The following is a 19,167-nucleotide window of genomic DNA, read 5'->3' on the forward strand; positions in this document are numbered from 1 at the left end:
TGTACAGAGATTTTTACCAGACTATAGATTGGCGTCTGCTACGGCCTGAATTTGGCTGGGAGATGATATTTCGGTTTCATCGTCCACCCTTTCAATGTCAGCACCAAGCGCGGCAAGTTTCAGATGGAAGTTTAAATAACCGCGGTCAAGATGCTTTAATTCAGTGACACGGGTTATGCCTTTTGCAACCAAGCCGGCAATAATCAACGCGGCTGCAGCACGCAAATCGGTTGCGGCCACTTCTGCCCCCTGGAGATCACAGGGCCCGTTGATGATAACCGAACGGCCTTCTATTTTAGCATTGGCATTCATGCGGCGGAATTCCTCAACATGCATGAAGCGGTTTTCAAAAACTGTTTCCGTAATCACGCTGGTTCCTTTTGCACATAGCAATAATGCCATAATTTGCGATTGCATGTCAGTCGGAAATCCTGGATGCGGCATGGTTTTGATATCGACTGCTTTCAGCTCTTCAGGCCCGATTACGCGCAGCCCGTCATTTTCTTCAATAATCGTTACACCCATTTCCTCTAACTTCGCAATAAGGGAAGAGATATGTTCAGGAACTGCACCTTTTACCAGGACATTTCCTTTCGTAATGGCAGCTGCAATCATAAATGTACCGGCTTCAATCCGGTCAGGTATAATGGTATGATCAGCAGCGTGTAACTTTTCAACACCCTCTATCTTAATCGTGCCTGTACCGGCGCCTTTTACATTTGCACCCATTTCATTTAAAAAGTTAGCTAAATCTACAATTTCCGGTTCTTTTGCAGCATTCTCAATCACGGTCTGCCCTTCTGCCAAAGAGGCAGCCATCATGATGTTCTGGGTAGCGCCCACACTTGGAAAGTCCATATAAATTTTAGCGCCCTGCAAGCGCCGCTCTGTTGTGGCTTCAATAAAACCGTTTCCAACATTCACTTTTGCACCCATGGCTTCAAAGCCCTTCAAGTGCAGATCAATAGGCCGGGAACCAATGGCACACCCGCCCGGCAATGCTACTCTTGCCTTTCTTTCTCTTGCCAATAATGGACCAAGCACTAAAAAAGAGGCGCGCATTTTGCGTACATATTCAAACGGTGTTTCAATAGATAACTCCCTTGACGCATCTACAGTGATTTTATTATCTTGAAACGTTACCCCCGCATTTAAGTGGCGCAATACTTTACTAATTGTAAATACATCGGAGAGTTCGGGTACATCCCGTATGATACTTTCTCCTTCACTTGCCAATAACGAAGCAGCGATAACAGGCAGTACAGCATTTTTAGCTCCCTCAACCCGGACTGTGCCCTGGAGCCTGTTTCCGCCGCGGACGATGATTTTTTCCAAGAGTATTCCCCTCCGCGTCCATATTCTCTATATTAATATTCAATCGTGATGATGGGTGTGCCAATTACGACAGTTGTCTGCGTGCCCAAACCGCTTTTCCTTAATCCGATTTGCACATTCATTTCTCTGTCTTTAACCGGTATCCCTTGTGATAACTTTGGTGAGTATCCAGATACTGCATAAAAATTTGTTTCTTCTACAGCTTCTACCTTCTTTGCATCCAGATTTTTCAGCAATTGATTTTTTTCGTGCAACAAAACCTTATCAATTTTAGCACTGAATCCGCCTTTGATACAAGAGAAAACCATGGGCTTTTTTGTATAAAGCTTACCTGTTCTGTCGGTCACCATTTGATTGATTTCCGGCATTTGTGCAGGGTCAAGGCCGTCTCCTGTAATCTCGTATATTAGATACGAAGAGGTATATCCGTTTGTTGGGGTCGACAGTAATTTTATGGTTTCGATATAATGGCGTTTTTTTAGCGTCCCCATATATACCTTTGAATGCCCGTCCACTTTCATTTCCCACTGCATATTTGGAAATTGTTTGTGCAATTTTCGGGCTTCTCTGTTCCAACTTTTGTCAGAAGACTGATCAAGGCTTTCTCTTGTATATAAAGACCATTCCGTTACATCTCCACCCAGCTTTTCAATCGACTGCCGAAACAATTGCAAATCACTCGTGTATTTGGCCGCACTCGTTTTATTCCCCATTACAATAAGTATCAAACTGACTAAGACAATTCCCAGCCAAAAAATTCCTGTTTTTTTCATATTCACTTCCCCTTCCCCTTATTAGGAAGTGTTAACAAGAAAGGGAAAGGACATACTAGGAAAAAGTCGTCAAGATTTGACACTCTACTGCTTAGTATAATGAATTTTATCGGAAAAAGCATTATTAATTTGCAGACAAAGGATGTTTTTTTAAAAACAGGTATTATGAACCAGAAAAGCGGAGGCGACTGTCCATCGGCGACAGGCAACTGGGCCGGCACCAGTGAAGTCCGCCCTTTGACTTCAATGGTGCCTGAACAGTTGACCCCGAGCCGATAGGAGCCGCAGCTGGACAATGAAAAGCGGAGGGCGCTTGATTATCGGCGTACGGATTTTATCGTATAAGCTGGAACATTAGCGGCAGCCGCTGCGACCATAACAAATAGTCGAGAAAGAAGTTGCCGACTGTGGAGCCAATTGCAATCGAGAGGAAAATATACAATAGCTTTGCCTGCACAATACGGTTTTTCTTTATGATTTTTTCAATATTGACCCCTTGAAGGATCCAAAATGTCATGCCAATAAAAAACAACTGGATGATGATACTGATCAATGCCTGGGTTCCAAAACCTGCCGCCATTTCATGCTCATTCCTTTCCAGGTTAGTAAACTGCCATATGAACGCTTATGTATGTATTTAAATAAAAACACCTTCTGCATTTAAAGAAGGTGTTTTTATTTTTTAGCCAATCTAAAGTACAGTCCGGACAGCTGCTGAACTGCATATTTCTCCGATTTTCATTAAGAGTGGTGCTTATAAACATCAATACGGGTCATTGCGCGTTTCAACGCAAGCTCAGCCCGTTTGAAATCGATATCGTCCTGGCTGGACTTGAGCCTGCTTTCCGCACGCCGCTTCGCTTCTTCAGCGCGTCTGATATCAATTTGTTCAGGCGTTTCAGCAGCCTGCGCCAGGATGGTTACTTGCTCCGGCCGTACTTCCAAAATGCCCTCGCTGACAGCAACGAGGTCTGTTTTTTCGCCGTTCTTAAACTGAACTGCTCCTACCTCCAAGGGTGCGACCAATGGAATATGCCCGTATAATATTCCGAGCTCCCCGCCTTTGGTCTTGGCAATGACCATTTCAACTTCAGAGCTGTATACTGGGCCGTCCGGAGTGACAACACTGACTTCATATGTCCTCATTTTCTCTCCTCCTGGTCCCTGATTAAGCTTCTACACCCATCGCTTCCGCTTTTTTGACAACATCTTCAATCGTGCCTACCAAGCGGAAAGCATCTTCCGGCAGATCGTCGTATTTTCCTTCGAGAATTTCTTTAAAGCCGCGAACCGTTTCTTTTACCGGCACGTAAGAACCCGGCTGCCCTGTAAACTGTTCGGCAACGTGGAAGTTTTGCGAAAGGAAGAATTGGATGCGGCGTGCGCGGGCAACGGTCAGCTTGTCATCTTCGCTCAATTCATCCATCCCCAAGATGGCAATAATATCCTGCAATTCACGATAGCGCTGCAATGTCTGCTGTACCTGGCGGGCAACTTCATAATGCTCTTCGCCAACGATTTCCGGCGACAAAGCGCGGGAAGTCGAAGCCAGCGGATCCACAGCCGGATAAATCCCCATTTCGGTTAATTTACGTTCCAGGTTGGTTGTTGCATCCAAGTGGGCAAACGTAGTTGCCGGGGCCGGGTCGGTATAGTCATCGGCCGGTACATAAATTGCCTGGATCGATGTAATCGAACCTTTTGTTGTGGATGTGATCCGTTCCTGCAATTGCCCCATTTCAGTAGCCAATGTTGGCTGGTAACCAACGGCAGAAGGCATCCGTCCAAGCAGAGCGGAAACTTCCGAGCCGGCCTGGGTGAAACGGAAAATGTTATCAATGAACAACAGCACGTCTTGTCCCTGTTCATCACGGAAATATTCAGCCATTGTTAAACCGGTCAAAGCAACACGCATACGTGCACCAGGCGGTTCGTTCATTTGCCCGAATACCATAGCTGTTTTCTTAATAACGCCGGAATCTTTCATTTCGTAATAAAGGTCGTTCCCTTCACGTGTACGTTCTCCTACACCGGCAAATACGGAAATACCGCCGTGCTCCTGGGCTACGTTATTAATTAATTCCTGGATTAATACGGTCTTACCTACACCGGCACCGCCGAATAATCCGATTTTACCGCCTTTAATATAAGGGGCAAGCAAGTCAACCACTTTAATCCCGGTTTCAAGGATTTCAACCTCTGTAGATAACTGTTCAAATGTCGGGGCTGTCCGCTGGATTGGATCCCGCCGGACATTTCCCTGGAGCTTGCCATCCAGATCAATGACATCTCCGAGAACATTAAAAACACGGCCCAGCGTAACATCACCGACAGGTACAGAAATTGGTGCGCCCGTGTCTTCTACTTCCATACCGCGCTGAATGCCATCTGTTGACGACATTGCAACGGTACGAACAGAATCATCACCTAAATGCAAAGCAACTTCAAGTGTGATATTGATATCCACTTCAGTGGCAGATTGCGCTTTGTAGTTGATCTTTAATGCATTATAAATATCAGGAAGCTGACCATTTTCAAACTTAACGTCAACTACCGGACCCATTACTTGCAGAACGTGTCCCATACTCATTCTGTTCCCTCCTAACTTACATTTTGGGGCATGCCGGCTTTCTTTTAAAGAAAAGAAAGCTCTATTCCAGGGCTGCTGCCCCGCCAACAATTTCCGTAATTTCTTGAGTGATGGATGCCTGGCGGGCACGGTTATAGGTCAATGTCAACGTATCAATTAATTCCGTTGCATTATCTGTTGCGTTTCTCATTGCCGTCATCCGTGCCGCATGCTCGCTTGCTTTACTGTCAAGCAAAGCACCGTAAATCAGGCTTTCGGCATATTGTGGAAGCAATACAGAGAGAATCTCCTCTGCAGATGGTTCAAACTCGTATGAAATCAAATGGTTGTTACTTGTCACATCTGCCAATGGAAGAATTCTCTTTTCTGTTACGTCTTGCTGAATGGCACTGATAAAATGATTGTAATAAATATACAACTCATCAAAAGTCCCGTCCTCAAACATACCTACCGATTGCTTTGTAATATTCTCAATATCTGTAAATGTTGGATGGTCAGCCAGCCCGACAATATTCAAAACAACATTCATATTTAGACGTTTAAAAAATTCATACCCTGTTCGTCCGATCACAATAATGGCATAATCATCATCAGACTGATGGCGTTCCCGGATGGTTTTAGTAACAAGCCTTAGTACATTACTATTAAATGCCCCTGCCAATCCGCGGTCCGATGTAATGACCAGATAACCGGTCTTTTTAACTGGCCGGGAGACGAGCATCGGATGCTGGATGCCGCTTGTGCCACTGGAAATGCTGACGACTACATCCTGCATTTTTTCCATATAAGGGCCAAACGATTTGGCAGACATCTCAGCACGGTTTAATTTTGCAGCTGAGACCATTTGCATTGCTTTTGTGATCTGGCTTGTTTTTTGCGTTGAATTTATCCGGGTTTTTATATCGCGTAAGGATGCCACTTTCATTTCACCACCCTTGTTGGTTAATCAGGACTTCAATCTCACTGCTATGAAGCCCCCTTAGCAATGTTCGCAGCACGCGATTATTCTGATTTTACAAATGTCTTCTTAAATTCATTGATTGCTTCTTCCATATCCTGATCAGCCGGAAGATTGCCGGATGTACGGATTTCAGCAAGTAAGGATGCGCGGTTTTGATCCAGCCATGCATACATTTCAGATTCAAAACGAAGAATGTCTTCTACCGGAATATCATCCAATAATCCTTTCGTCAATGCATAAAGAATCATAACTTGTTTTTCAACCTTGATTGGTTTATTCAGATCCTGTTTCAATACTTCAACTGTGCGCTGGCCGCGTGCCAGTTTTGCCTGTGTGGCTTTGTCAAGGTCAGAACCGAATTGCGCAAATGATTCCAATTCGCGGAATGATGCCAGGTCAAGGCGCAATGTACCTGATACTTTCTTCATGGCTTTGATTTGTGCTGCACCACCAACACGTGATACAGACAAACCTGCATTAATTGCCGGGCGCACACCAGAGAAGAACAAGTCAGATTGCAGGAAGATCTGCCCGTCTGTAATCGAAATAACATTCGTTGGAATATAGGAAGATATATCCCCGGCTTGTGTTTCTACGAACGGCAGGGCAGTCAATGATCCTCCACCCAATGCATCGCTTAGTTTTGCAGCACGTTCCAAAAGGCGGGAGTGCAAGTAGAAAACATCCCCCGGATATGCTTCACGGCCCGGCGGACGGCGGAGCAGCAAGGAAAGTTCACGGTAAGCAACCGCCTGTTTGGATAAGTCGTCATATACGACCAGTACGTGTTTACCGTTGTACATAAATTCTTCACCCATCGCAACACCGGCATAAGGCGCTAAATATTGCAGCGGTGCAGGCTGTGATGCGGAAGCTGTTACAACAATCGTGTAATCCAATGCTCCAAATTTACGCAGTGTCTCTACTGTGCTTCGGACGGTTGATTCTTTTTGTCCAATTGCAACATAGATACAAATCATATCCTGGTCTTTTTGGTTCAAAATGGTGTCCACCGCAATCGTTGTTTTACCTGTCTGGCGGTCACCAATGATCAATTCACGTTGGCCGCGGCCAATCGGAACAAGCGCATCAATCGCTTTAATACCAGTTTGCAGCGGTTCGCTTACAGATTTACGATCCATAACACCCGGTGCTTTAGATTCAACCGGACGGGTCTTTGTCGTATTAATCGGGCCCAGGCCGTCAACAGGCTGCCCAAGCGGATTTACAACGCGGCCGACTAATTCTTCCCCAACCGGAACCTGCATAATTTTCCCTGTCCGCCTGACTTCATCGCCTTCGTGGATTTCCCGGAACGGCCCTAAAATAATAATCCCGACATTATTTTCTTCAAGGTTTTGAGCAAGGCCCATTACGCCATTTTGAAACTCAAGAAGTTCACCTGCCATCGCATGATCAAGACCGTGTGCACGCGCAATCCCGTCACCGACTTCGATAACTGTACCGACGTCGCTAACTTCAATTTCAGATTGGTAATTTTCAATCTGTTTTCTTATCAGCACGCTGATTTCTTCAGCCTTAATGCTCATAAATCCAGCACCTCATTTCTATCTTAACTGATTAATGTTCTTTCGAGACGTTCTAATTTACCGCGCAGGCTGCTGTCAAAGATTGAATTCCCGATTCTAATCTTTAATCCGCCCAGCAGATCGCTATCTACAATGTTTTCAATATTTAAAGATTGTTTTCCGACTCTCTTCGCAAATACTTTGGAAATCGCTGCATTTTCTTCAGCTGTCAACGTACGGGCCGAATATACAACGGCATCTGCGACTCCCCGTTCATTGTTGACCAATTCAATAAAAGAGCGGCAAACATTCACGATTAAATCACTGCGGTGCCGGTCCAGCAATAGCAGCAGTGTATTCAAAGTATAGTTGGATAAGCCTGAGAAAGTTTCTTTCACCATGTCTCTTTTGGCTTCCAACTTCATTTTCGGCGATTTAAGCAGTTTTAAAAATTGAATATTGTTTTCCAACACTTGTTTGACAACTTTTATTTCTTTCTCAATGGTTTCAAGTTGCTGATGTTCTTTTGCCAGTTCAAAAAGCGCCAAAGCGTATCTGTTTTCTACCGCTTCATTACTCATCGCAATTCTCCTGCCTCTTCAATCGCATCCTTAATGAATTTTTCCTGATCTTTTTCTGAAATTTCTTTTTCAACGACTTTCGATGCGATCAGCACAGATAAAGATGCAACCTGGTCGCGCAAGGCGGATACAGCTTTCGATTTTTCCTGTTCAATTTCAACTTTGGCTGTTTCTTTCAGCCGTTCAGCTTCTGCGCGGGCTGTCGCAATAATATCTTCCCGTTGCACATCGGCCTGCTTCTTGGCGTTTTCAATTAAATTCTGGCCTTCTACCCGTGCTTCTTTCAATAAAGTACGTTGTTCTTCCAAAAGCCTGTTTGCTTCCGCACGGTTTTGTTCCGCTGTTTCAATTTCTTTTGCAATATGGTCCTCCCGTTGTTTCATCATATTAACCAAGGGGCCATAGGCATATTTCTTTAATAACAGAAGCAACACAATAAAGACGATGGCCTGGAATAAAATATCGCCTGTGTTGAGCTTTCCTTCCACAAATCCGAATACTAACTCATTTTGAAGCACCGAAGTTCACTCCTTTCCAAGCGTTCACAATTCATTCTTGCAACAATCGATATTCAAAGAAGCAGCTAAAGCTGCCTGCAGATTTCCATAAAGGAAAGGCGAAGGTCTTGTTAGATTCATCTTCGCCGTTAAAATTCCTCTTATCTTCCCAATGCAATAAACGCAATAACAACCGCGATAATAGGAATCGCTTCAACTAAACCAATACCGATAAACATTGTTGTTTGCAGTATACCACGTGCTTCCGGCTGTCTTGCGATTCCTTCAACGGTACGCCCAACGATCAGGCCGTTACCGATACTTGCGCCTAGTGCTGCTAAACCAACTGCTATTGCTGCTGCAAAAATACCTGAACTCATAATAAAGTTTCCTCCTTTGGAATATATAAAAAATATTTTTTATTATTTAAATGGTTACTCATGGGAAATTCTATGAGAAATATAAACCATTGTTAGCATTGTAAAGATGAATGCCTGGATGGCACCAACAAATATGGAGAATCCCTGCCATGCAATCATAGGAATAATTGCCGCAATGGTCCCCCCTACATGTACTGCCAGAGAACTTGCAAGAAGAGTCAGTAAAACTTCCCCTGCATATATGTTTCCGTAAAGACGAAGACCCAACGTCAAAGTATTGGCAAACTGTTCAATTAAGTTAATGGGAACCAAAAACCAAAGCGGCTCGGCATAACTTTTCAAATAGCCGCCAAAACCCCTCATTTTTACGCCATAGAAATGGGTGATCCCCATTACGATTATGGCAAGCGTCAGCGTAACGACCGGATCTGAAGTCGGCGACTTCCACCATGAATAGTGGTCATAGACAATCATAAACGGAAGTCCGAGCATATTGGAAACAAAAATATACATGATCAATGTTAAGCCCAATATGTGAAATACGCCTCCGGTTTTCCAATCCATGTTGCTCTTTATGATTCCTCTGACAAAATCCATAACCCACTCCATGAAATTTTGCATGCCTGTAGGCTTCAATGCTAATTTTCTTGTAGAGATGACCGCGATTATGAACACAACCAATGAAGCAATCGTGATCATCAGGATATTGGACAGATTGAAATACAATCCCATGAATTCTACTACCGGTGCCTTATGTTCCATTAGAACTCACCTCACTTTACATTTTCTTTGTTGAAACAACCCTGCAAAAAAATCTATCATAATGACCACATAAGATGTCATTATACCTATAATTACACTTAGGACATTCAACCACTCAGTATAGTAATCCGCAAACATTACTGCGAGCACAGCCATTGCTATTCTTGTTCCTGTTCCTAAAGAAAACGATCTTTTTCCGGTTACAGAAGCGCTCGTTACCGATATTGTTTTTTTGGCCAACAGCCACAGATTAAAAAGGCTTACGGAAGTACCAAGCAATAGACCTAAGGAAACCGGTCGGAAAGAGGGATAGAATGAGCCTAATAAATAGAGGAACATGAGAAATAGTAAATATTTACGCTGCCTTTTATAAACTTGAAGAAGCTCCGGCATCTTCTTTTTACACCCCTGAAAAGAAATGTCAGACTGTTTGCAGCACAGGCAAATGCAGCTTTAAAGCATACTGCAGTTAAACCATAACTGCATATTGGCCTGCTTTATTTGCTGAAAAAGTGCCCCAATGACCAGCTGACGATTTGCATCAATTTGTGCTTCTCAATCATGGCATGCAGAGAGTGAAATCCAGCCGGGATGGAAATCCCCTGAACCGGACACGATTCGTTTTAAAACTATTTTCGGTATGTAAATAGTAAAAAATACTTTCCTGGCTCAATCATGTAAACCTTCTCATTACGCACACTTTTTAAGTGTACAATAGTGCTATGGCAATGTCAATGAAGTTTCTGAGAAATCAAAAGCCCGCTGCATCTTCATACTCTATTATTCCACAACACTCCCTCTATTCCCTCTTTACGCAGTAGTAAAGTATTAGCAGGGAAACACCTAAAGCTTTTGAAATATGGGAATCTATTTCAGTCACATACTTACAGGTGTTAAATGACTAGCTATTTACACCGGAAATATAAAGCTTATTATAATCTCTTTTTATTTTTTTGCCAGTACATTTTACGCAGTTAACAAATTTGTAAAACACTAAGCGCATCCATAAACTTTACGGGAAACAAGCCGGCATCTCCCGCTTCTTTTGTTATTTTGTCCCGAATAGACGGTCGCCGGCATCCCCCAGGCCGGGAACAATATAACCCATTTCGTTCAGCTTTTCATCAATGGCCGCAACGTAAATGTCCACATCAGGATGGGCCTTTTGCACATTTTCCACGCCTTCCGGTGAGGCAATCAGGCACATGAATTTGATATTTTTCGCGCCTCTTTTCTTCAGCGACTCAATGGCATCCACAGCAGAACCGCCTGTTGCAAGCATTGGATCGACAATAATAAAATCCCGTTCTTCCACATCGCTCGGAAGTTTTGCATAATATTCAACCGGCTTCAGCGTTTTTGGATCCCTGTATAACCCCACATGGCCGACTTTTGCCGCGGGGATCAGTTTCAGCACACCGTCAACCATGCCTAATCCCGCACGGAGAATCGGAACAATCCCGATTTTTTTGCCGGTCAGGGTTTTGGATTTTGCCTTGCTTACAGGGGTTTCAATTTCAATTTCTTCAAGCGGCATGTCCCTTGTAATTTCAAACGCCATGAGGGTGGCTACTTCATCCACAAGCTCGCGGAAATCTTTGGTCCCTGTATGCTTGTCCCGGATATACGTTAATTTGTGCTGGATCAGCGGATGGTCAATCACATGTACAATACTCAATCTTTTTCTCTCCTTTAATGGTTTTCAAAAAACACATGGCAAAAAACTCGTTCACCTCCAACCATTTTACACGAAAAAAGAACCCAATCTCAACACAAGCAGCAATAAAATCTAAGATAGGGTTAATAAAGATGACCTGCCCGCTGCGGCGGCCTGCATATGCCGCAGCAGGAACAGACTATTTATTTTTGATCCGGATACAAAGGAAAACGATTTGTAAGTTGCTTAACCCGATTGGCGGCCTCTTTTAACACATCTTCCTCATCAGGGTGTTTTAAGGCAGATGCGATAATAGAGGCAACTTCATCCATTTCTTCAAGCCCGAATCCTCTCGTTGTCACAGCCGGTGTACCGATCCTCAGCCCGCTGGTAATAAAAGGGCTTTCCGGATCATACGGAATTGTATTTTTGTTTGCAGTAATTCCAATATCGTCCAGTACCTTTTCCGCCTTTTTGCCTGTAATGGATAAGGAACGCAAATCAATTAGGACAAGATGGTTATCTGTGCCGCCGGATACAAGCGTCACCCCTTCCTTTTGCAGGCTTTCGGCAAGACGTTTTGCATTGTCGACAATTTTCTGCGAATAAACTTTGAAATCATCCTGCAGTGCTTCGCCGAATGCAACCGCTTTGGCTGCAATGACATGCATGAGCGGTCCGCCCTGTATACCCGGGAAGATAGACTTGTCCAGTTTCTTTGCAAATTTTTCTTTGCATAAAATCATGCCGCCGCGCGGGCCCCGCAATGTTTTATGGGTCGTTGTCGTCACAAAATCAGCATATGGAACCGGGCTTGGATGGAGGCCTGCTGCAACAAGGCCTGCAATATGGGCCATGTCCACCATTAGATAAGCGCCCACTTCATCTGCAATTTCCCGGAACCTTTTAAAATCAATGGTACGGGGGTACGCACTTGCACCTGCAACAATCAATTTCGGCTTATGTAAACGGGCTTTTTCCAAAACATCATCGTAATCAATATACTGGGTATCTTTATCAACGCCGTACTCTACAAAATGATACTGGACCCCGCTGAAGTTTACCGGGCTGCCGTGCGTTAAATGGCCGCCGTGGGATAGATTCATGCCCAGCACTGTATCGCCGTGTTCAAGGATTGTAAAATAGACTGCCATATTGGCCTGTGCACCGGAATGGGGCTGCACATTCACATGTTCGGCGCCAAAAATTTGTTTGGCCCGGTCGCGTGCAAGGTTTTCCACAATATCGACATATTCGCAGCCGCCGTAGTACCGGTGTGCCGGGTAACCCTCTGCATATTTATTCGTCAGAACGGAACCTTGTGCTTCCATGACCGCTTCACTGACAAAGTTCTCACTGGCAATTAACTCGATTTTACTTCTCTGCCGGTTTAATTCCTGCTCGATTGCGCGATAGACTTCCTGATCTTGTTTTGCAATTTGACTCAATTTGGGACCCCCTACGCCATTGTATTCATATTCTTTTTTATTTTACCATATTTTTTGAAAGGATTTGATCTTTTTTCTGCTGCTTTTTGCCTGCCATAAAAAGGCAGCCCGGCCCGCACATTGCGCGAGCCGGGCTTAAATGCCGTTTTCTGATGAAATAAAAATATTTACTCACAATTTGTTTCTTCATATCTTGCCCGCACACCGCCAATGAGCTTCGGGCGTGTTGCGGCCAGTGTAACATGTGCGGAACCAAGCTGGTTTTCGGAAACACGGACAGGTACGGCAACATGTTTTAAATGCATGCCGATAAACGTATCCCCGATATCCATGCCGGCATCCGCCTGAATAAATTCCACAACAACAGGATCTTCCATATGCCGGTAGGACCAGGCAGCCATGGCGCCCCCTGCATGGCGGACAGGTACGACAGCCACTTCCTCCCAGCCTTTTGCAGCTGCGAGCGAACGGTCAACGACAAGCGCCCGGTTCAGATGTTCGCAGCATTGGAATGCAAAGTGGATGCCCATTTGCTGTGCATACTTTTGGACAATGTTAAAAATCATTTCTGCAATATCCAACGCTCCTGCTGTTCCAATTTTTTTACCGATGACTTCAGAAGTGGAACAGCCGATCACAAAAACCTGCCCTTTTTTCATTGGCACCTGCTGAAAAAACTCATCTAACATATGGCGGAACTGCTTGCTCCAAAGATCGATATCTGCTTCCAATACCTGACACCTCTATTATCATTTTAACGCATGATTTTCTTCATAATGGGAGATCTTATCGAGCCTGCGTGCATGGCGCCCGCCTTCATATTCTGTCCCAAGCCATGTTTTGACAATCTCACAGGCAAGCCCGGCGCCAATGACTCTTTCCCCCATTGCCAGCACATTGCTGTCATTGTGCTCTCTTGTTGCACGGGCACTGAAAACGTCATGAACAAGCGCACAGCGGACACCCTTTACTTTATTGGCTGAGATGCACATCCCGATCCCTGTGCCACAGATTAAAATGCCACGGTCAAATTCGCCGCCGGCAACCTTTTCAGCAACCGGCAAAGCATAATCCGGATAGTCTACAGAAGTTTCGCAGTTACAGCCAAAATCCTCATAGTCGATTCCTATTTCATTCAACAATCCGGCTATTTCCTTCCGGAGATGAATGCCTCCATGATCTGAAGCCAATGCGACTTTCATACTTTTCCCCCCTCGTTTTTGGATCAAACAAAACAACAGCTTGAAAACGGTACCTGCTGCCCTTTCTATTATTGTGGCACAGGATACAGAAAAAGCAATGGAACAAGCATAGAATCAAGGTTGAAATTTTTTCAGCCAATTTGAAAATGGCCGATATTTCCTTTTAATTTCTCCGCATCCTGTTCCAGTTGCAACACCAGGTTTTCGATGGCCTGCATGCCTTTTGTCTGCTCATTCGTATAAGCCGTCACCTCTTTGGCGCCGGCAGAAGTTTCCTCAGCAATGGCCGCTACCTCCTGAGACTGCTCGGATGCCTCATGTATGGCAGCCATTTGTTTTTTTGCCAGAGATGCGATATTTGTAACAGTATCGGCCACGAGTTGGATTGTCTCTGTCATATGACCCATTTCATGATCGGCCTGGTTTCCTTTATCCGTTTCATCGTTTGCTTTCCGCACTTGATTGGTGATTTGCCCGACTACACTTTCCACTTCTTGCTCGATATGCTGAATAAGCCCGGTAATGCCCTGCACAGCCTGGGCGCTTTCATCCGCAAGCTTTCTGACTTCCTCAGCCACAACCGCAAATCCCCTCCCGTGTTCACCGGCCCGCGCTGCTTCAATTGAGGCGTTTAAGGCAAGCAGATTGGTTTGGGCAGCCACTTCGCCGACGAATGAGATAATATTTCTGACTTGTTTTGTGTCCTCTTCCAGCCGGCGGACAGCTTGTAAAGACGCTTCATTTTCCATTGCCATTTGCTTTATACCGGCAACCAGGGATTTGAGCACTTCTTTTCCTGTATTTACTTCTTTAATCATTCGATCTGATGAGCGCTTGCAGGTGTTCGCTTTCTCCTCCACTTGCCCGGCCATTTGATAAATATCCTGAACCAGATCTGCTGCCGTTTGAGTTGACGCCGCCGATTGGTCCGCGCCGGCTGAGATTTCGCCAATCGTTTCATTAATCATGGCTGCCTGGCTTGTTGCCTGCGAGGTCTTTTGGGAGATCTCCAATACCTTCTTTTTTGTATGCGTTACATTTCCATTAATTTGTGCAACCATCTCCCGCAAATTATAGAGCATCTGGTTAAAAGCCGTGGCAAGTGACTGGATTTCATCATTTGTTCCCGGAACCGGGACTTCGTTTTGTAAATTTCCATGACTTGCTTTAATGGCGGCATTCTCCAATTTACGGAGCGGCTTTACGGCGAAGCGGGCCATGAAATAGCTTAAAATTCCGGACCAGATGATACCAAGTGCAAGCGTTAAAGTGATAAACCAGGATTGGCTGATCATCTTTGAAAAAAACGGATAGACAATATAAATAAAAACGCCGCTTGTTGTATATGTAATAAAAGACAATATCGTAACAAATAAAACAATTTTCCCTGCAAGACTCAATTTATATTTTGGTTTTTCCACACCTTTTCTCCCCTAGTTGTTCTGCCATATTTTTTTCACTAAACGATTGATTAAACGGTTTAACTCCAGAAAAGTGTCCCGGTAAGCTTGCAGGCTCCCGCCGTACGGGTCTGCTACGTCCCCGCGCGCCCCTTCCGCAAACTCTTTCAATGAAAACGTTTTATTTGCAGCCCTCGGAAAAGTATGTTTGACTGCTTCCCTGTGGCTGCTTGTCATTGTAAAAATATAATCCGCCCAGTCTGCAAGTTCTTCCGACATCCTCCTTGCACTGTGGGTGAATTCAACTTGCTGTTCTTTCAGCACCTGGCATGCATGCGGTGACGCACTGCTTCCCTCCATTGCAAATAAACCGGCGGATTTTACTTCGATCCCTTCCAGATGTTTGTTCTGAAGGATTGCCGCCGCCATCGGACTTCTGCAGGTGTTTCCGGTACAAACAAAAAGTATGTTCAATTTCCGGCCCCCTTTTTTCTGAGTATTTCCTTACTACTATTATAGTAAAAAAGGCCCCTTTTAGAAAGATGATGATGCTATTTTAATTACTCCTCAGCCTGCAGAAACCAATTTCCATTAAAAAGCCTGTGTCCATCCCGCCTGTCTCTTTGGCTAAGGAATGGGCACAGGCTTCCGGAACCTGCATTTTTTATACGGACAGAAGTAATTTCACGCCAAATAGAATTAGAATGGTTCCGCCAAACACTTCGCCATAGATGCCCAGCCATCCTTGAAATTTCCGCCCGATCAATAAACCAAGCCAGGTTAATAACATGGCGGCTGCTCCAAAGCAAATCAGTACAGCAGCTGTCCGGGCCCCAAATATGCCAAGGGACAGCCCGACGGAAAAACTGTCAAGGCTGACACTTAAGGCAAATAATAGCATCCCCCAGCCAACCAGGTTCATGACCTGCGCGGCATCTTTTTTAAAACTGAAAATGATCATTTGCAAACCCAATACGATCAACAGAACGCCGCCAATATACTGGGCAACCATGCCAAACTTAAATGACAGGAATTGTCCGGCAATCATCCCGAAAAACGGCATAAAAACATGGAACAAACCGACTGTGACGCCTATGTAAAAAATATGTTTTAACCTCAGCCGCATCATGCCCATACCCAAACTGACCGAAAAAGCATCCATTCCAAGCGCCACTGCCATAATCCCTAATGTTATGATTTCTGCGATGATTGCCATCCCTCTTCCCCCCTTGGACGTACTAATCCAAGCTTATGCACGTCCAAAACATTTTAGAATAGAAGAAAGCCAATCTCTACTGGGAGGTTTGGGAGTCTTTATGAATCGTCTTGGGATCGAAAGCCTGACTGCGTTCGGCTTGATCACGGTTCGAATGGCACTTTATTGTGCTTTGCTGCTTGCTTTTGCCTTTAGGACCCGCCCCTGTAACAATTTCTCTGCTGCTCCGCTTATTCCATCTTTTACGATTCTTCTTTTTCAAATAAATACTTCCGGCCCGCCGCTTTGTCGAGGCGGTTCATAATGGCCTGCCCAATACCTTCACGCGGAAAAATTTCTGAAAAAATAACATCGACATCGATTTGATTAAACGACCTTAATGCATCATATAAATGGTGCGCAACGGTCTCAAGCGAATCCCGCCTCCCGCATATCTCAACTGCATCAGCTTTAATGAAGCCCGCTGCTTCTTCCGTCACAATGGCGCCGACACGCTGTCCTTTTTTTCGTCTCTCATCTATTAAATGCTGCATATATGTGATACTGCCATCCACTAAATAAACAGGGGCATCCGGTGCATAGTGCGTATACTTCATCCCCGGTGCTTTCGGGCGCGCCCGGTCTGAAGATTGCAGGCCGGGATCGATGACTACTTTTCCGATCACTTTCTCGAGCTGCTCTTTCGTTACACCACCCGGGCGCAAAATAACAGGGACTTCAACCGTGCAGTCGAGTACTGTCGACTCCACCCCTACACCGGTTTGCCCGCCGTCGATAATGCCGGCTATCCGGCCGTCCAAATCTTCACGAACATGGGCAGCAGTCGTCGGGCTTGGTTTTCCGGAACTGTTTGCGCTAGGTGCTGCAATTGGCAGATTGGCCTTTCGAATGAGATCCAGGGCCACGGGGTGCGAGGGCATGCGAATTCCAACTGTATCCAAACCGGCCGTCACTTTTTGAGATAATTGGCCCGGTTTAACATGAAGGAGAATTGTAAGCGGCCCCGGCCAAAATGTTTTCATCAATAATCGGGCCGAATCAGGGATATCAGCAACCAGGTTTTCCAATTGTTTAAATTCCGCAATGTGGACAATTAAGGGATTATCGCCCGGCCTGCCTTTCGCTTTGTATATTTTTTCTACAGCTTCATCATTTGTTGCATCCGCTCCCAAACCATAAACTGTTTCAGTCGGAAATGCGACCACTTCATGCTGCCGCAGCAATTGTGCAGCTTCCCCAAGTTGTGGATAAGCACCATGATTCTCCACAGATTTATCCACAGACCAATACTTTGTGTCCATTTTTTCACCCTTCTCCATCTTGTTTGATCTTTTTCCTTTACTTATTTATTTATCAACCTTTTCACAGCATGTTTTCTGACGGCAGGGAAAAAGTTGAAAAATGAAACAAATATTGTCCACAAGTTGTGGACAATACCCGCATTTCTGTTGATAACTTATGCAAAATTGTATCCGTTCTCTTTACTTATCCACTGTTGTGGGTAAGTAATTAAAACCATTTTTTAAAAATCTCTGCAACCAGCAGTTTTTTCTCAACTTTGTCGGTTTCTTCTTTCACATAGACAGGGCTGGCGCCTGCATTTGCCTCTGCGGATTCCTCTTTTTTATGCTGATCGCTGTCTTCGTTTTTTTCTGCTGCTTGTACCTTCTGAACATCCGGCTGTTTTGGTTCCGCCGTTTTTTCCGTTTTTTCCTGCGGCTGTATGTCTTGCTTTTTTTCCTCGTTCTTTTGCAATGTTTTTGGTTGTGTGTGGTTTTCTTCTGCCGTTTGTTTTTGCCTGGCCGGTTCTTCCGGTTCCGTTTTTTCTTTTTTTGTACTTCCCTCATCAAACCCGGCACTGACTGCAACCCCGTTTGAGAAATCCAGGAAGCAAAGCGGCGGATAGAGTACGCACCACCAGTTGGCTCCCTGCCCCTCTCCCAAGGTAATCAGGACGGCTTCATATTTGCCGGCAGGGTACAAATACTGTCCGTATAATTTTGTCGGGAAATTTACTTTTCCAAGCTCGACACGTACGGATTGATCTAAATGTTCTTCTGCAATCACCTTTTCGGCAATCCTTTTTATATCAGGCAAATGGGACTGGATGACCTTTTTTGCTTCTTCTTTTGAAGTCAGATCCTGTACCCATTTTGTAATGCTGGCGTTCACTTCATCGCGGATTTTCCTTTTTACCGCCTGGTCTTCCGGTTTGTCGCTGTTTGCCAGAATCCTGAGGCGGATTGCATCTTTCGGAATAACAATTGTTTGGTCCGCAGCAGCTTCCTGTTGCGGTGCATACAGGCTAAGAATGGTGCCAATCGATAACATGATCAAATAAATAAGTCCCGTAAACTTTCTCCTCATTTTCTTCCCCGTCCCTTCGTATCAACATTGTGGACAAGAAAATGAGATTCTAAACTAGTAAACTGCAAAAAATAAAAAGCGAAAGTATTCAAAGCCGCTGCATACCCCAATTAAACAGCATTGGGTTCAACATCTTCTAAATCTTTCCAAACCGATAAAACCACATCGTTTAATCAATCGTTTGATTAAACTTTTCATTCCTCTTATGAACGACCATGGGTGCGGGTTTTTCTTGGGAGCGGGCTTTCATTCGCCATATGAACGACCACGGGCACGGGTTTTCCATGGGAACGGGCTTTCATTCGCCCTATGAACGACTGCGGGCACGGGTTTTCCTCCGGCGCGGGCTTTCATTCCCCTTATGAACGACCATGGGCACGGGTTTTCCACGGGAACAGGCTTTCATTCCCCTTACGAACGACCGCAGGCATGGGTTTTCCACGGGAACGGGCTTTCATTCCCCTTATGA

At 44.8% G+C, this 19,167-nt stretch carries 21 protein-coding genes; all 21 read right to left on the minus strand.

Features of this window, described 5'->3' with window-relative positions; genetic code table 11:
- Window positions 1-21 precede the first annotated feature (21 nt).
- The 21 genes from murA to spoIIR all read right to left on the minus strand — a co-directional run bounded on the left by murA (window position 22) and on the right by spoIIR (window position 18,698).
- Entirely contained in the window at window positions 22-1,335 is a 1,314-nt protein-coding gene (gene murA, locus C232_RS0103100) for a UDP-N-acetylglucosamine 1-carboxyvinyltransferase (protein ID WP_018661169.1), read from the minus strand.
- A 32-nt stretch (window positions 1,336-1,367) separates the two neighbouring features.
- Window positions 1,368-2,108, minus strand: coding sequence for a YwmB family TATA-box binding protein (locus tag C232_RS0103105; RefSeq protein ID WP_018661172.1), 741 nt, complete (start codon window positions 2,106-2,108; stop codon window positions 1,368-1,370).
- Window positions 2,109-2,442: 334 nt separating this feature from the next.
- On the minus strand, window positions 2,443-2,688 hold the full coding sequence (locus C232_RS0103115) for a DUF1146 family protein (protein ID WP_018661175.1): 246 nt from the start codon (window positions 2,686-2,688) through the stop codon (window positions 2,443-2,445).
- 161 nt (window positions 2,689-2,849) lie between these two features.
- Window positions 2,850-3,254, minus strand: a complete 405-nt coding sequence (locus C232_RS0103120; protein ID WP_018661177.1) for a F0F1 ATP synthase subunit epsilon — start codon at window positions 3,252-3,254, stop codon at window positions 2,850-2,852.
- 22 nt (window positions 3,255-3,276) lie between these two features.
- Window positions 3,277-4,698 (minus strand): F0F1 ATP synthase subunit beta, encoded by a 1,422-nt coding sequence (gene atpD / locus C232_RS0103125; RefSeq protein WP_018661179.1) that lies wholly within the window; start codon window positions 4,696-4,698, stop codon window positions 3,277-3,279.
- Window positions 4,699-4,759: 61 nt separating this feature from the next.
- Window positions 4,760-5,617, minus strand: a complete 858-nt coding sequence (gene atpG, locus C232_RS0103130) for an ATP synthase F1 subunit gamma (RefSeq protein ID WP_026314455.1) — start codon at window positions 5,615-5,617, stop codon at window positions 4,760-4,762.
- Between the two features lie 83 nt (window positions 5,618-5,700).
- The gene (gene atpA / locus C232_RS0103135; RefSeq protein ID WP_018661184.1) at window positions 5,701-7,209 is read right to left on the minus strand and encodes a F0F1 ATP synthase subunit alpha; all 1,509 of its coding nucleotides are present in this window, start codon (window positions 7,207-7,209) and stop codon (window positions 5,701-5,703) included.
- Window positions 7,210-7,232: 23 nt separating this feature from the next.
- Window positions 7,233-7,769 (minus strand): F0F1 ATP synthase subunit delta, encoded by a 537-nt coding sequence (locus C232_RS0103140; protein ID WP_018661186.1) that lies wholly within the window; start codon window positions 7,767-7,769, stop codon window positions 7,233-7,235.
- Window positions 7,766-8,287 (minus strand): F0F1 ATP synthase subunit B, encoded by a 522-nt coding sequence (gene atpF / locus C232_RS0103145; protein WP_018661188.1) that lies wholly within the window; start codon window positions 8,285-8,287, stop codon window positions 7,766-7,768. The genes C232_RS0103140 and atpF overlap by 4 nt, the downstream gene beginning before the upstream one ends.
- A 140-nt stretch (window positions 8,288-8,427) precedes the next feature.
- Window positions 8,428-8,646 carry a F0F1 ATP synthase subunit C gene (atpE, locus tag C232_RS0103150; protein ID WP_018661190.1) on the minus strand — a complete coding sequence of 73 codons (219 nt, stop codon included), beginning with the start codon at window positions 8,644-8,646 and terminating at the stop codon, window positions 8,428-8,430.
- A gap of 54 nt (window positions 8,647-8,700) precedes the next feature.
- Window positions 8,701-9,408 carry a F0F1 ATP synthase subunit A gene (gene atpB, locus C232_RS0103155; protein WP_018661191.1) on the minus strand — a complete coding sequence of 236 codons (708 nt, stop codon included), beginning with the start codon at window positions 9,406-9,408 and terminating at the stop codon, window positions 8,701-8,703.
- Between the two features lie 6 nt (window positions 9,409-9,414).
- Entirely contained in the window at window positions 9,415-9,801 is a 387-nt protein-coding gene (locus C232_RS0103160) for an ATP synthase subunit I (RefSeq protein WP_018661193.1), read from the minus strand.
- Window positions 9,802-10,456: 655 nt separating this feature from the next.
- Window positions 10,457-11,086 (minus strand): uracil phosphoribosyltransferase, encoded by a 630-nt coding sequence (gene upp / locus C232_RS0103165; RefSeq protein WP_018661195.1) that lies wholly within the window; start codon window positions 11,084-11,086, stop codon window positions 10,457-10,459.
- 182 nt (window positions 11,087-11,268) lie between these two features.
- Window positions 11,269-12,513, minus strand: a complete 1,245-nt coding sequence (gene glyA / locus C232_RS0103170; RefSeq protein ID WP_018661196.1) for a serine hydroxymethyltransferase — start codon at window positions 12,511-12,513, stop codon at window positions 11,269-11,271.
- A 167-nt stretch (window positions 12,514-12,680) separates the two neighbouring features.
- On the minus strand, window positions 12,681-13,244 hold the full coding sequence (locus C232_RS0103180; protein ID WP_018661199.1) for a TIGR01440 family protein: 564 nt from the start codon (window positions 13,242-13,244) through the stop codon (window positions 12,681-12,683).
- A gap of 18 nt (window positions 13,245-13,262) precedes the next feature.
- Window positions 13,263-13,715 (minus strand): ribose 5-phosphate isomerase B, encoded by a 453-nt coding sequence (gene rpiB, locus C232_RS0103185; RefSeq protein WP_018661200.1) that lies wholly within the window; start codon window positions 13,713-13,715, stop codon window positions 13,263-13,265.
- A gap of 131 nt (window positions 13,716-13,846) precedes the next feature.
- On the minus strand, window positions 13,847-15,136 hold the full coding sequence (locus C232_RS0103190; RefSeq protein ID WP_018661202.1) for a methyl-accepting chemotaxis protein: 1,290 nt from the start codon (window positions 15,134-15,136) through the stop codon (window positions 13,847-13,849).
- A gap of 12 nt (window positions 15,137-15,148) precedes the next feature.
- Entirely contained in the window at window positions 15,149-15,589 is a 441-nt protein-coding gene (locus C232_RS0103195) for a low molecular weight protein arginine phosphatase (RefSeq protein WP_018661204.1), read from the minus strand.
- 190 nt (window positions 15,590-15,779) lie between these two features.
- On the minus strand, window positions 15,780-16,331 hold the full coding sequence (locus tag C232_RS0103200; RefSeq protein ID WP_018661206.1) for a manganese efflux pump MntP: 552 nt from the start codon (window positions 16,329-16,331) through the stop codon (window positions 15,780-15,782).
- A 242-nt stretch (window positions 16,332-16,573) separates the two neighbouring features.
- Window positions 16,574-17,632: an L-threonylcarbamoyladenylate synthase gene (locus C232_RS0103210; RefSeq protein WP_018661211.1), complete on the minus strand. Its 1,059-nt coding sequence runs from the start codon at window positions 17,630-17,632 to the stop codon at window positions 16,574-16,576.
- 208 nt (window positions 17,633-17,840) lie between these two features.
- Window positions 17,841-18,698 carry a stage II sporulation protein R gene (spoIIR, locus tag C232_RS0103215; RefSeq protein WP_026314456.1) on the minus strand — a complete coding sequence of 286 codons (858 nt, stop codon included), beginning with the start codon at window positions 18,696-18,698 and terminating at the stop codon, window positions 17,841-17,843.
- Window positions 18,699-19,167: the final 469 nt, after the last annotated feature.

Source organism: Heyndrickxia acidiproducens DSM 23148 (assembly GCF_000374345.1).
Classification (GTDB): domain Bacteria; phylum Bacillota; class Bacilli; order Bacillales; family Bacillaceae_C; genus Weizmannia; species Weizmannia acidiproducens.

Excerpts from the sequence above, each read along its gene's own strand:
- C232_RS0103105 (WP_018661172.1), bottom strand. The coding sequence starts at position 2,108 with ATGAAAAAAACAGGAATTTTTTGGCTGGGAATTGTCTTAGTCAGTTTG.
- C232_RS0103115 (WP_018661175.1), bottom strand. The coding sequence starts at position 2,688 with ATGGCGGCAGGTTTTGGAACCCAGGCATTGATCAGTATCATCATCCAG.
- C232_RS0103120 (WP_018661177.1), bottom strand. The coding sequence starts at position 3,254 with ATGAGGACATATGAAGTCAGTGTTGTCACTCCGGACGGCCCAGTATAC.
- atpD (WP_018661179.1), bottom strand. The coding sequence starts at position 4,698 with ATGAGTATGGGACACGTTCTGCAAGTAATGGGTCCGGTAGTTGACGTT.
- atpA (WP_018661184.1), bottom strand. The coding sequence starts at position 7,209 with ATGAGCATTAAGGCTGAAGAAATCAGCGTGCTGATAAGAAAACAGATT.
- C232_RS0103140 (WP_018661186.1), bottom strand. The coding sequence starts at position 7,769 with ATGAGTAATGAAGCGGTAGAAAACAGATACGCTTTGGCGCTTTTTGAA.
- atpE (WP_018661190.1), bottom strand. The coding sequence starts at position 8,646 with ATGAGTTCAGGTATTTTTGCAGCAGCAATAGCAGTTGGTTTAGCAGCA.
- atpB (WP_018661191.1), bottom strand. The coding sequence starts at position 9,408 with ATGGAACATAAGGCACCGGTAGTAGAATTCATGGGATTGTATTTCAAT.
- C232_RS0103160 (WP_018661193.1), bottom strand. The coding sequence starts at position 9,801 with ATGCCGGAGCTTCTTCAAGTTTATAAAAGGCAGCGTAAATATTTACTA.
- rpiB (WP_018661200.1), bottom strand. The coding sequence starts at position 13,715 with ATGAAAGTCGCATTGGCTTCAGATCATGGAGGCATTCATCTCCGGAAG.
- C232_RS0103200 (WP_018661206.1), bottom strand. The coding sequence starts at position 16,331 with ATGGCAATCATCGCAGAAATCATAACATTAGGGATTATGGCAGTGGCG.
- C232_RS0103210 (WP_018661211.1), bottom strand. The coding sequence starts at position 17,632 with ATGGACACAAAGTATTGGTCTGTGGATAAATCTGTGGAGAATCATGGT.
- spoIIR (WP_026314456.1), bottom strand. The coding sequence starts at position 18,698 with ATGAGGAGAAAGTTTACGGGACTTATTTATTTGATCATGTTATCGATT.